13 protein-coding genes are annotated in these 12111 nt (G+C 70.7%); 1 reads left to right on the forward strand and 12 read right to left on the reverse strand.

What is annotated here, in order from left to right:
• The 3 genes from HY68_RS02515 to HY68_RS02525 form a co-directional block, all read right to left on the reverse strand.
• On the reverse strand, positions 1 to 1154 hold a 1154-nt coding region (locus HY68_RS02515; protein WP_041983974.1), incomplete at its 3' end, for an AAA family ATPase.
• Positions 1155 to 1374: 220 nt separating this feature from the next.
• A complete protein-coding gene (locus tag HY68_RS02520) occupies positions 1375 to 1593 on the reverse strand; it encodes a hypothetical protein (RefSeq protein WP_041983976.1) in 219 nt (72 codons plus the stop codon).
• Positions 1594 to 1984: 391 nt separating this feature from the next.
• The gene (locus tag HY68_RS02525; RefSeq protein WP_078863396.1) at positions 1985 to 2266 is read right to left on the reverse strand and encodes an acylphosphatase; all 282 of its coding nucleotides are present in this window, start codon (positions 2264 to 2266) and stop codon (positions 1985 to 1987) included.
• A gap of 133 nt (positions 2267 to 2399) precedes the next feature.
• Here HY68_RS02525 and HY68_RS02530 point away from each other — a divergent pair, with 133 nt between their 5' ends.
• Positions 2400 to 3293 carry a CAP domain-containing protein gene (locus HY68_RS02530; protein WP_041983980.1) on the forward strand — a complete coding sequence of 298 codons (894 nt, stop codon included), beginning with the start codon at positions 2400 to 2402 and terminating at the stop codon, positions 3291 to 3293.
• A gap of 79 nt (positions 3294 to 3372) precedes the next feature.
• Here HY68_RS02530 and mutM read toward each other — a convergent pair whose 3' ends face one another.
• The 9 genes from mutM to HY68_RS02575 all read right to left on the reverse strand — a co-directional run.
• Positions 3373 to 4233: a bifunctional DNA-formamidopyrimidine glycosylase/DNA-(apurinic or apyrimidinic site) lyase gene (mutM, locus tag HY68_RS02535; protein WP_041983981.1), complete on the reverse strand. Its 861-nt coding sequence runs from the start codon at positions 4231 to 4233 to the stop codon at positions 3373 to 3375.
• A 131-nt stretch (positions 4234 to 4364) separates the two neighbouring features.
• The gene (gene rnc, locus HY68_RS02540; RefSeq protein WP_041983984.1) at positions 4365 to 5189 is read right to left on the reverse strand and encodes a ribonuclease III; all 825 of its coding nucleotides are present in this window, start codon (positions 5187 to 5189) and stop codon (positions 4365 to 4367) included.
• 19 nt (positions 5190 to 5208) lie between these two features.
• Positions 5209 to 5382, reverse strand: a complete 174-nt coding sequence (gene rpmF / locus HY68_RS02545; RefSeq protein ID WP_030753522.1) for a 50S ribosomal protein L32 — start codon at positions 5380 to 5382, stop codon at positions 5209 to 5211.
• Between the two features lie 2 nt (positions 5383 to 5384).
• A complete protein-coding gene (locus HY68_RS02550) occupies positions 5385 to 5993 on the reverse strand; it encodes a DUF177 domain-containing protein (protein ID WP_041983986.1) in 609 nt (202 codons plus the stop codon).
• A gap of 182 nt (positions 5994 to 6175) precedes the next feature.
• Positions 6176 to 7420: a cell division initiation protein gene (locus tag HY68_RS02555; protein WP_041983987.1), complete on the reverse strand. Its 1245-nt coding sequence runs from the start codon at positions 7418 to 7420 to the stop codon at positions 6176 to 6178.
• Positions 7421 to 7518: 98 nt separating this feature from the next.
• Positions 7519 to 7998, reverse strand: a complete 480-nt coding sequence (gene coaD / locus HY68_RS02560; protein ID WP_198533380.1) for a pantetheine-phosphate adenylyltransferase — start codon at positions 7996 to 7998, stop codon at positions 7519 to 7521.
• A gap of 26 nt (positions 7999 to 8024) precedes the next feature.
• Entirely contained in the window at positions 8025 to 8609 is a 585-nt protein-coding gene (gene rsmD, locus HY68_RS02565; protein ID WP_041983991.1) for a 16S rRNA (guanine(966)-N(2))-methyltransferase RsmD, read from the reverse strand.
• A 108-nt stretch (positions 8610 to 8717) separates the two neighbouring features.
• Positions 8718 to 10934, reverse strand: coding sequence for an ATP-dependent DNA helicase RecG (gene recG / locus HY68_RS02570; protein ID WP_041983993.1), 2217 nt, complete (start codon positions 10932 to 10934; stop codon positions 8718 to 8720).
• Between the two features lie 25 nt (positions 10935 to 10959).
• Positions 10960 to 12111 (reverse strand): DAK2 domain-containing protein (locus HY68_RS02575; protein ID WP_063779608.1); only part of this gene is annotated, 1152 nt, incomplete at its 5' end.

Raw genomic sequence — 12111 nt, forward strand, 5'->3', positions numbered from 1 at the left:
TCGGCGATGGCGCGGGCCGCGTCCTTCAGCCGGCGCTCCTCGGCCGTGAGCGAGCGTTCCAGCTCGGCCCGGTGCGCGACGGTGTCCTCCAAGGCGTGCTCGGCCGCTTCGAGCGCGGCCTCCAGCTCCGCCTCCTGCTCGCGGATCCGGGCGGCCTCGCGCTCCATGTCCTCGGGGTCACGGCCGCGCCGCTCGTCGGCGGGGGCCTGGCCCGCGCTCTGTACGCGGGCGTCGGCGAGCGAGACCGTACCGCGCACCCGCTCGGCGAGCTGGGACAGCTCGTACCAGGTCTGCTGGGCGCGCTGGAGCCGTGGCGCCAGCCGCCGTACCTCGTCCTCCAGCTCCGCCTCGCGGATCAGCGCCGTCTTGAGCCGGGTCTCGGCCGTCTCCTTGCGCTGTTTGAGTTCGGCCTCGTCGGCGATCTCGGTGCGCAGTGCCTCGCGGAGCTTGACCAGGTCGTCGGCGAGGAGCCGCAGCCGGGCGTCACGCAGGTCGGCCTGGATGACGGCGGCCCTCCTGGCGACGGCGGCCTGCCGTCCCAGGGGTTTGAGCTGGCGGCGCAGCTCGTCGGTGAGGTCCTGGACGCGGGCGAGGTTGGCCTTCATCGCTTCGAGCTTCCGCAGCGCCTTCTCCTTGCGCTTGCGGTGCTTCAGTACGCCCGCCGCCTCCTCGATGAAGGCCCTGCGGCCCATCGGGTCGGCGTGGAGTACGGAGTCGAGCTGGCCCTGTCCGACGATGACGTGCATCTCGCGGCCGATGCCGGAGTCGGAGAGCAGTTCCTGGATGTCGAGGAGCCGGCAGGTGTCGCCGTTGAGCTGGTACTCGCTGCCGCCGTTGCGGAACATGATCCGCGTGATGGTGACCTCGGCGTAGTCGATGGGCAGAGCGCCGTCGGAGTTGTCGATGGTGAGGGAGACCTCGGCGCGGCCCAGCGGGGGCCGGCCGGTCGTCCCGGCGAAGATGACGTCCTCCATCTTGCCGCCGCGCAGCGACTTCGCGCCTTGTTCGCCCATGACCCAGGAGAGCGCGTCCACGACATTGGACTTGCCTGAGCCGTTGGGACCGACGACGCAGGTGATTCCCGGCTCGAAACGCAGCGTCGTGGCGGAGGCGAAGGATTTGAACCCGCGCAGGGTCATGGCCTTGAGGTGCACGCCGCCGGACTCTACCCGGCCCGGATCGTCCTTCGGCGGTTTCACCGGCGAACGTGCAGGGCACATCAGACGTTAAGAAAGCCGGCGTACGGGCAATGACGCTTCGTGCGGCGGGAGATGAGGGGAAAAGAATCAAGAAAAGAAGGGACGCCGAAGCGTCCCTTGCATATTCTTGATCTCGCGAGAGTGTTTCTCACCTGGCCCCGGTTGGGGGCCGCCGTCAGGTGAGCGCAGGCTCCGCCTGGGGGACGTCGATGTCCATGCTGTCGAACAGCGACTCTCCAGGGTGCTGTGCGACGGCGGCGTTCAACGCGTCGTTCTCGGACTGGATCCGTACAAGCTCGGATTCGAGGTCCTGGACACGCTGCTGAAGCCGTCGCATCTCGGCGAGAAGTCGCGGGTCGGAACCGCCGACATAACCGAGAAGCGCCTTTGCCATGATTGCTGGTCCTCCACACTGAGTGACCGACCGGATGCGGTTCGGGTCATAGGGGAATATCGCACCCGCGGTGCCTGACAGTGCTTTGATCACTGCGGTTCTTACTGCCAAACAGCTGAGGTGCGCGGGGCTTCCAGAGTCTCACCAAAAAGTTTGACGGTCAACACGATCACAGCCCGCGACGGCGGACGGCCCGGGGGCACGCCGCCGTGAAATCGGCGGGGGCGCCTCTCCTGCGGGCGCCGGGGGCATCTCACCACGTGTCGATCAACGTTAACCCGGCAGCCTGGCACGACCAGGGTGTTCTTGGCAACCACCAGGTCACCGGGGAGATACGCATGTGCCAGGGGCATGACCGGAGCCGGCGGTTCCGAGGCCGTGCCGATCACCGTCAGCGGATGGCGAAGCTCTCGTAACCCCCGCGCGGGGTGTCCCAGATCTCAGTGACTCCGTCGACGCGTCCGGGTGTGTCGGGCGATTCGAGCCACTCCAGCAGACGGTGGCAATTCTCACGCGCCCCTTCCGCCACGATCTGCACCCGCCCGTCGTCCAGGTTGAGGGCGAATCCGGTGAGACCGCCGATCTCCAAAGCGTTTGCCCTGGTGAACCAGCGGAAGCCCACTCCTTGCACTCGGCCGCGCACCCATGCGGTGAGCCGTACGTGTTCCGTCATGCACGCAAGCTAACTGCCCAATTGCTCACACGACCCGGCGACCCCACACGTCATGGGCTACAGTCCCGTCGAAATGAGCCTCACTCGTTCGGGTGAGTCACGTTGTCGTCGAGAGCACGAGAGGGGCACGCAGATGGGACGCCACGGACGCTCCGCTGCCCGGCCCGCCACCGTCGAAGAGGCCGGCCCCGCGGGCAGGCACCGCGGTGGCGCACGCCAGAAGCGGCGCATAGGCCCCGTCCGCACCGGGCTGCTCGGCGCTTCGGCCGCCATGGCCGTGGGCGCGGTCGCCGTGACCTCGGGCATGCTGCCCGGCGGCTCGCAGTTCGTGGTCGGCGGCAGCCCCACCAACGGCGACCAGATACGCGCCGACGGCGGCCCGCCCACGCTGCTGCAGAACGGCGGCGTGCAGAGCCCGGACCAGGACGAGCGGCCCTCCGTCTCCCCGAGCCGTGGCACAGGGCGCTCGTCGGCGCCGGAGAAGACGCCGTCCGCCACGCCCTCCAAGCCGGCGGCCAAGCCGACCAAGGCCCCGAAGCCGTCGACGGCCCCTCCGAAGGCGACGAAGACGAAGCCCGAGGAGACGCCGAGCAAGGCTCCGGCGCCCCGCCAGACCACCGAGCGCGCCGTCCAGGCGGCGCCTTCGGCCCCCAGCTCCACCGAGGCCGCCGTCCTGTCGCTGGTCAACGAGGAGCGCGCGAAGGTGGGCTGCTCACCGGTACGCGCCGACGCCTCGCTGGGCACCCTCGCGCAGAACTTCAGCGACGACATGGCCGCCCGCGGCTTCTTCGACCACACGGACCCGGACGGCGACACGCCCTGGGACCGCGCCGACAAGGCGGGCGTCGAGGGTCTTGGCGGCGAGAACATAGCCCGCGGGCAGGCCGACGCACAGGCGGTCATGGACGCCTGGATGAACAGCGAGGGCCACCGCGCGAACATCCTGAACTGCGACTACACCCGCCTCGGCGTCGGCGTCCACACCGGCTCCGGCGGCCCTTGGTGGACGCAGGACTTCGGCTTCTGAGCCTGCCCCGACTGCCCGACTCCTCCTGCTGCAAGCCCCACTCGTCCTGCTGCAAGCCCCACTCGTCCCGCGCGCCGCGTCAGGCGGTGGCGCGTGGCGGGCGCTGGCAGTGCGGGCAGAAGTAGCTGGACCGGTTCATCCACGGGCGGCGGCGGATCGGGGTGCCGCACCGGTGGCACGGTTCACCCTCACGGCCGTACGCCTCCAGCGAGCGGTCGAAGTAGCCGGACTCGCCGTTCACGTTCACGTACAGGCTGTCGAAGCTGGTGCCGCCGACGGACAGGGCCGCGTTCATGACGACCCTCACCTGGTCGAGCAGGTCGGCCGAGCGCGGCCGGGTCAGGGTCGCCGTGGGGCGCTCGTAGTGGAGCTTGCTGCGCCACAGGGCCTCGTCGGCGTAGATGTTGCCGACGCCGCTGATCAGCGACTGGTCGAGCAGCGCGCGCTTGATCGTCGTACGGCGCAGGCGCAGCGCGGTGTGGAAGGCGGCGTCGTCGAAGGCCGGGTCCAGCGGGTCGCGTGCGATGTGCGCGATGACGTCCGGCAGGCCTTCGGGGGTGTTGTCGTGCAGCGAGAGGCCGCCGAAGGTGCGCTGGTCGACGAAGCGCAGTTCGGTGCCGAGCTCGTCGGCGAAGCGGATACGGATCCGCAGGTGCTTCTCGTCGGGCACCGTCTCCGGCTGGACGAGGAGCTGACCGCTCATCCCGAGGTGGCCCAGGACCGAGGCGTCCGTGTCGGCGAGCGGCAGCCAGAGGTACTTGCCGCGGCGCATGGCAGCCCCGATGGTGTGGCCCTTCAGCTGGGCGGCGAAGTCGGCGCCGCCCGCCGGGTGCCGGCGTACCGCGCGTGGGTGCAGCACCTCGACCTCGGCGACGGTCCTGCCGCTGACCCAGCGCTCAAGTCCGCGGCGGACGACTTCGACCTCGGGCAGCTCGGGCACGGCACTCCTCAGGGTGGTGGGGTGACAACAGCACACGCCCCCCGCCGCACCGGTGGGTGCGGAGCGAGGGGCGCGTGCGGAAGCGGGGCCTCGGACCTGGGTCCTGGGTGGGTCGGACCCGGGTCCGGCCTTCAGACGTCGGCGGAGTCGGCGGGGGCCGAGACCGACGGGGCCTCGGGGGCCCCGGCGTCCGTGGCCGCCGTCTTGCCTGCGGCGGTGCGTTCCTCCGCCGCCGTCGTGATGGACCGCCAGGCGGATTCCGCCGCCTGCTGCTCCGCTTCCTTCTTGCTGCGGCCGGTGCCGGTGCCGTACGAGACACCACCGACGCGGGCGGCAGCTGTGAAGGTCTTCTCATGGTCGGGGCCGGTCTCGGTGACGAGGTACTCGGGGACTCCGAGGCTCTCCGCCGCCGTGAGCTCCTGGAGACTGGTTTTCCAGTCCAGGCCGGCTCCGAGGTTGGAGGACTTCTCGATCAACGGGTCGAAGAGCCGGTGCACCAGCTCGGACGCCGTGTCGAGGCCCTGGTCGAGATAGACAGCGCCGATCACCGCTTCAAGGGTGTCGGCGAGAATCGACGCCTTGTCCCTGCCGCCCGTGCCCTCTTCGCCCCGGCCGAGCCGGATGAAGGAGCCGAGTTCCAGGCCGCGGCCCACTTCCGCCAGCGCACGAGAATTGACCACCGCGGCCCGCAACTTGGCCAACTGGCCTTCGGGCAGGTCGGGGTGGATGCGGTACAGCGTGTCGGTGACCACCAGGCCGAGCACCGAATCCCCGAGGAATTCGAGCCGTTCGTTGGTGGGCAGACCGCCGTTCTCGTACGCGAACGAACGATGGGTCAGCGCACGCACCAGAAGGGCGGACTCAAGGTGATACCCGAGCCGCCCTTCCAGAAGCGTGTGGGACGAGGCTGTACTGACCGTGTCTGTCTGCTGGTCGGCGTTGGACAGTTCAGACATTGAGCCTCTCACCGGCCGCTCAGACCTCGAGGACCTGGCGCTTGTTGTACGTGCCGCAGCTCGGGCACGCGATGTGCTGGAGCTTCGGCTCCTGGCAGCGCTCGCACGCGACCAGAGTGGGGACCGCAGCCTTCCACTGCGACCGGCGGTGGCGCGTGTTGCTGCGCGACATCTTCCGCTTCGGAACAGCCACGGCTACTTCTCCTGCTTCTCGTCGACGCCCGCTTCGGCGCCGCCCATGTTGTCCTTCTCGCCGGCCGGAATGGTTTCGGCGAGTCCTTGCAATGCCGCCCAACGGACGTCGACGGCATCGTGGTGGTGGTCGGGGTTCTCGTCCAGCCTGATCCCGCATTCGGAACACAGACCGGCACAGGACTCCCGGCACACCGGCTGCATGGGCAGTGCGAGCACCACCGCATCGCGCAGCACGGGTTCGAGGTCGAACAAGCTGTCCTCGATGTAGAGCGTGTCCTCGTCGTCCTCGGCGTCGTCGGCCGGCTCGGCAGCACGGCTGCGGCCCCGGTCGTCGGCGTCGTGGTACGCGAACATCTCCTGGAAATCCGCAGCAACCTCCTGGCTGAGCGGCTCCAGACACCTTACGCACTCCCCCTCGGCGGTCGCCCGGGCGGTACCGGTGACCAGGACGCCCTCCATGACCGATTCGAGGCGAAGGGTGAGTTCGACGGGGGCACCCTCGGGGATCCCGAGGACGTCGGCGATGCCGAAGTCCTTGGGCGCGGGCGCCGTGCGGGTCAGCTTCCTGAGCGCACCAGGACGCCGCCCCAGCTCGTGTGTGTCGAACACGAGGGGGTTGCGGTGGTCGAGGCGCGCGTTCAGAACTGTCCCTGCTTCCGTTTCGTGGGGTGGGCCGCCAAGGTCGCCGGAGGGCGAAGCGGGCAGCCGGGATCGCGGACATACACGCGACCGAAGGACCAGGATACCGGTCCGGCCGCCGTAGACCCAATCCGGGCTTTCCGGGTCCGCGCTCAGTGGCCCTGTTCGTACCGGCGCAGCTGATCGAGGTCGATCATGCTGGTGTCGAAGAGGCTGGTCTCGTCCAGGGCGCCCTGCTGGTCGGGGGCACCGGGCGGGAGCGCGGGCAGCGGGGGCTGCTGTTGCTGCCAGCCGTAGTTCGGGTCGTAGCCCTGCTGCGCCTGGGCGGCCTGCATCTGCTCCTGCGCGTACTCCTGCTGCTGGTACGCGTACGGGTCCTGCTGGTAGCCGTACGCGTCCTGCTGCTGGTAGCCGGCGTAGGCAGGGTCGGCGGCGCCGTACGCCGGGTCCTGGTACCCGCTCTCCGGGTATCCCGGGGCGCCCTGGGCCGCGTCCTGGTACGGCGTGCCGGGCTGCGGGTAGCCGGCCAGGTCCGCCGCGTACTGCTGCTGGTCCTGGCCCGGGATCTGCGGCTGGTCGGGGAGCTGGGCCTGCGGGGCGGCCTGGGAGGGCAGCTGGGTGTGCGAGGCGCGGCCCAGCGACTGCGCCTGCATCTGCGGGGTCTCGACCAGGTCGGCCAGGAAGTCGGCGTCGCTGGTGTGGCCCTGGCGGCCCGCCGCGTCCTGCTCGGCCATGTGCAGGCCGAGGGCGTCGGCGTCGGTCCTGCCGTGCAGCTTCTGCCGGCCGCGGCCGACGGCGTCGAGGGTCTTGGACAGCACGGCCTCGAAGGCGCCGAGCTTGGCGTCCACGTACTCGTCGGCGCGCCGGATCAGCGTGCCCGGGTCGGTGCTGTGCTCGGGGGCGTCGTCATCGTCGGCGGCGGCGCCGTCGTACCCCTCGTCGCCGGGGGCCGGGGCGCGGCCGAGGAGCTTCTCGCGGCCCCGGTCGACGGAGCCGATGGTCTTGGTGAGGACGACCTCGAAGTTGGCGAGCTTGGAGTCGACGTAGTCGTCGGCCTCGGCGCGCACCTCTTCGGCGTCCTTGCGGGCCTCGCCGAGGATCCGGTCGGCCTCGTCCTGCGCCTGCCGGGCGATCGCCGTGTCGGAGATCAGCGAGGAGCGCTGGGCGTGGGCCTCCTCGATGATCCGGCCCGCCTCCTGGCGGGCCTGTTCGGAGAGCTGCTCATGCCCGCCGATCAGTTCCTCGGCCTGGGCCAGGGAGCTGGGCAGGGCGTCCCGTACCTCTTCGAGCATGGCGAGCAGTTCGGCGCGGTTCACCACGCAGGACGCCGACATGGGCATGGACCGGGCGTTCCCGACCGTGTCGACGATCTCGTCGAGCTTCTTCTGCACGTCCACCGTGTGCTCGCCACTCTCTCAGCTGGTTTGGAGACGGACGCAACGACTGTACGGCCACTGGGAGCCCTCGGGACACCGGGTGACGCCCTGTCATCCCGTCAGCGTTCGGCGAGACGCTTGGTGAGGGCGGCGTGGACGGTCGGCGGCAGCAGGTGGGTGACGTCTCCGCCCCAGGTCGCGACCTCTTTGACGAGGGAGGACGACAGGAAGCTGTAGGTGGGGTTGGTCGGTACGAAGAGGGTTTCGACGCCCGAGAGTCCGTTGTTCATCTGGGCCATCTGCAGCTCGTAGTCGAAGTCGCTGACGGCACGCAGCCCCTTCACGATGGCCGGGATGTCGCGCTGCTTGCAGAAGTCGACGAGCAGTCCGTGGAAGGACTCCACCTCGATGTTCCCGAATTCCGCTGTGACCTCGCGGATCAGCTCGATCCGCTCGTCGACGGTGAACAGCCCCTTCTTGGACTGGTTGATCATCACCGCGACATGGACGACGTCGTACAGCTTGGAGGCGCGGGCGATGATGTCGAGGTGTCCGTTGGTGATGGGGTCGAAGGACCCGGGACAGACGGCGCGGCGCAATTGGGTTTCCTCGCTCTCCGGTCCGGTCATGATGCGTCGTGGCGCACAGGGGTGATGCGGCCGTACCAGAGCGTCGCCTCGCCGTAGCGACGCGAGCGCACGGGCTCGAAACCGGCCGGCCAGCCGAACTCGCCGCCCCTGGTGCTCCGCTCCACGGTGACGACGGCGGCGCCGCTGAGCCAGCCCTGAGTGCGTAGTGTGAGCAGGATCTCGCCAAGATCGTCATCGGTCACGGCGTACGGCGGATCGAGGAAGACCAGGTCGTAGGGGGTGGCGGGGGCCGGTCCCGCGACGATCTGGGCGGCTTTGCCCGCGCGGACGTCGGCGCCGGGCAGACCGAGCGTCGCCACGTTGTCCCGGACGGTGCGTACGGCTCGGGCGTCGGCCTCGACGAACAGGGCGTGGGCAGCCCCCCGGGAGAGCGCTTCGAGGCCCACGGCGCCGGAACCCGCGTACAGGTCGGCGATCCGGAGTCCTTCGAGGGTGCCGAGGAGCGAGATCCAGCTGGAGAAGAGGCCTTCGCGCGCCCGGTCGGAGGTGGGGCGGGTGCCGTCGCCCGGCGGTACGGCGAGTCGGCGCCCGCCGGCGGCGCCGGCGATCACGCGGGTCATGGGTGTCGATCCTCGCTTCGTGGGCGGGCTGCTCGTACGTCACAACGATATGGCGTAAGCACCGGCCGGGCGCGAGGGGTCCCACCATCACTAGGGACTTCCAGGGATCTATCCCTTGTCGAGGTACTGCTCGCGCTCCGCGTCCAGCAGGGCGTCCAGGGCCGTGCGCAGTTCCGGGTAGCCGCCGAGGTCCGGATCCTGGGTGACGACGGCGACGGCCTCCTCGCGTGCGGCGGCGATGACCTCCTCGTCGTCGATGACCGTGAGCATCCGCAGCGAGGAGCGGACGCCGGACTGGGCCTGGCCGAGGACGTCGCCCTCGCGGCGCTGTTCGAGGTCGATACGGGAGAGCTCGAAGCCGTCGAGGGTGGCGGCGACGGCGGCGAGCCTGGCCCTGGCCGGGCTCGCCTCGGGAGCGTCGGTGACGAGGAGGCAGAGCCCCGGGGCGGAGCCCCGGCCGACCCGGCCGCGCAGCTGGTGGAGCTGGGAGACCCCGAACCGGTCGGCGTCCATGATCACCATGGCGGTGGCGTTGGGGACGTTGACGCCGACCTCGATGACGGTGGTCGCGACGAGCACGTCCACCTCGCCGGCGGAGAAGGCGCGCATCACGGCGTCCTTGTCGTCGGGCGCCATCCGGCCGTGCAGCACCTCGATCCGCAGCCCGGCGAGCGGCCCTGCCGCCAGCCGTTCGGCCACCTCCAGCACGGCGAGCGGCGGCCGTTTGTCGGCCTCGGCCGCCTTCTCCTCGGCCTTCTTCTTGGCCCCCTCGGCGGTGTCGTCGGTGTCACCGATCCGCGGGCAGACCACATACGCCTGGTGGCCGCCCTCGACCTCCTCGCGCACCCGCTCCCAGGCCCGGTCGAAGAAGCGCGGCTTCTCCAGGGCGGGGACGACATGGCTGGCGATCGGTGAGCGCCCGGCGGGCAGCTGGTCGAGTACCGAGGTCTCCAGGTCGCCGAAGACCGTCATCGCGACCGTACGGGGGATCGGGGTGGCCGTCATGACCAGCAGATGCGGGGGCTGTTTGCCCTTGGAGCGCAGCGCGTCGCGCTGCTCGACCCCGAAGCGGTGCTGCTCGTCCACGACGACCAGGCCGAGGTCGTGGAACTGCACCTTGTCCTCGATCAGCGCGTGCGTCCCGATGACGATCCCGGCCTCGCCGGTGACCAGGTCGAGCAGGGCCTGGCGGCGCGCGGCCATCCCCATGGAGCCGGTCAGCAGCACGACCTTCGTCGCGTGCTCCGCGCCGCCGAGCATGCCGCCCTGGGCCAGCTCGCCCATCATCTCGGTGATGGAGCGGTGGTGCTGCTGGGCGAGCACCTCGGTGGGGGCGAGCATCGCGGCCTGGCCCCCGGCGTCCACGACGGTCAGCATGGCGCGCAGCGCGACCAGCGTCTTGCCGGAGCCGACCTCGCCCTGGAGGAGCCGGTGCATGGGGTGTTCGGTGGCGAGGTCGGCGAAGACCTCGGCGGTGACCTTCTGCTGGCCCTCGGTGAGGGTGAAGGGCAGGGTGGCGTCGAACTGGTCGAGCAGTCCGCCGGCGACCGGCCTGCGCGGCACCGCGGGCAGCTGGGCGTCGGCATGGCGGCGGCGGGCCAGCGCGACCTGGAGCACGAACGCCTCGTCCCACTTCAGCCGCTCCCTGGCGGCCTCGATGTCGGCCTTGGTCTCCGGTCGGTGGATCTTGAGCAGCGCCTCGGGCAGCGAGGAGAAGCCGCGGCCCTCGCGCAGCGCGGGCGGCAGCGGGTCGACGGCCTCGGCGGCCCTGGGCAGTACGGCGTCGACGGCCTTGGTGATCTTCCAGGACTCCAGGCCCTTGCAGGCGGGATAGATCGGGATCAGTTTGCCCGCGAAGGAGTCGACCGCGCTGTCGGCCGATTCGTCCTCCCCGTCGGTGGTCCTGCCGAGCGCGACGTACGTGGGGTGGGCGAGCTGGAGTTTGCGGTTGAAGACGGAGACCTTGCCGGCGAACATGCCGCGGCTGCCGGGCGGCAGGTCCTGCTGCGGCCGGTGCACGCCCTTGCCGAAGAACACCAGCTGGAGCCGGCCGCTGCCGTCGGTGAGGGTGATCTCCAGGCGCCTGCCACGGCCCGCGTTGAAGGTGTGCACCCGGGAGTCGGCGACCTGGGCGACGACCGTCACGTCCTCGTCGAGCGGCAGGTCGGCCAGTTTGGTGAGCTGGCCGCGCTCCTCGTACCGCCGGGGGTAGTGGTGCAGCAGATCGCCGACCGTGTGCAGGCCGAGGTGTTCGGCCATCACCTTCGCCGTGGCGGGGCCGAGCGTCTTCTTGAGGTCTTCATCCAGCGCGGACACGCGGTCCATTGCACACCACGCCACTGACAGGCTGCTACTCCACGCCGATGAGCAGCGGTACGGATTGCCTGCCGCCCCGGTAGACGACGGTGTCCACGGCGAGGTGCCCTTCGCGCACGTACTCCTCCAGCCGGTCGGCGAAGGTGTCGGGCACATCCTCGCCGAGGACGAGCGTGACCAGTTCACCGCCGGCCGCGAGCATGCGGGCCAGGACGGCCTCGGCCGTGGCCGTGAGGTCGGCGCCGATCACCGCGACGTCCCCGTCGATGAGGCCGAGCACGTCCCCGGCCTGGCAGATGCCCGCCATGGTCCAGGACTGCCGCTCGGCGACGGCGAGTTCGGCGTAGCGGGTGGCGCCGGCCGCCGAGGTCATGGCGACGACGTCCTCGTCGAAGCTGCGTTCCGGCTGGTGCACGGCGAGCGCTGCGATGCCCTGGACCGCCGCCCTGGTGGGGATGAGGGCGACCCGTACGCCTTCGGTGCGCGCCTGTTCGGCCGCGGCGGCCGCGGTGTGCCGCAGCTCCGTGTCGTTGGGCAGGAGCACCACCTCGCGTGCGTGGGCCCTGCGGATCGCGTCGACCAGTTCGCCGCTGGCGGGCGGCTCCCCCGGCCGGTTGAGCACGGTCGTCGCGCCGGCCTCGGCGCACAGTCCGGCGAGCCCCTCGCCGGGTACGACGGCGACGACGGCGCGCTGGACGGGTTCCGGCTGCGGCCCCGCGGCGGGGCCGAAGTGGGTGATGCGGATACGGTGCGGGCGCCCGGCCTCCACACCGGCCTCGACGGCGGCTCCGGCGTCGTCCACATGCACATGGACGTTCCACAGTCCGTCGCCGCCGACGACGACCAGCGAGTCCCCCAGCGGGTCGAGCCGGTCCTTGAGCCGGGTGACGGCCGCGTCGTCCGCCTCCAGCAGATAGATCACCTCGAAGGCCGGGCCGCCTTCGCCGGTGTCCTCGTCACGGGCGCAGGCCGCCGCCTCGTAGACCCGGATCTCCGTCACGACGGCGGGCGGTGCCTGGCCCGTGACGGTCTCGACGAGCGCGCCGAGTACGGCGAGCAGTCCGCGGCCGCCCGCGTCGACCACACCGGCCCTGCCGAGGACGGCGAGCTGTCCTGGGGTCGCGTCGAGCGCGGCGCAGGCACCGGCGTGGGCCGCGCGTACGGTCGCCGCGATGTCACCGCCGGA

Origin of the sequence: Streptomyces sp. AcH 505 (assembly GCF_000818175.1) — a bacterium.
In the GTDB taxonomy this organism is placed as follows: Bacteria; Actinomycetota; Actinomycetes; order Streptomycetales; family Streptomycetaceae; genus Streptomyces.

Bases quoted from the DNA above. Each gene is read 5' to 3' on its own strand.
- HY68_RS02520 (WP_041983976.1), bottom strand. From the start codon at position 1,593: ATGGCAAAGGCGCTTCTCGGTTATGTCGGCGGTTCCGACCCGCGACTT.
- HY68_RS02525 (WP_078863396.1), bottom strand. From the start codon at position 2,266: ATGACGGAACACGTACGGCTCACCGCATGGGTGCGCGGCCGAGTGCAA.
- HY68_RS02530 (WP_041983980.1), top strand. From the start codon at position 2,400: ATGGGACGCCACGGACGCTCCGCTGCCCGGCCCGCCACCGTCGAAGAG.
- rnc (WP_041983984.1), bottom strand. From the start codon at position 5,189: ATGTCTGAACTGTCCAACGCCGACCAGCAGACAGACACGGTCAGTACA.
- rsmD (WP_041983991.1), bottom strand. From the start codon at position 8,609: ATGACCCGCGTGATCGCCGGCGCCGCCGGCGGGCGCCGACTCGCCGTA.
- recG (WP_041983993.1), bottom strand. From the start codon at position 10,934: ATGGACCGCGTGTCCGCGCTGGATGAAGACCTCAAGAAGACGCTCGGC.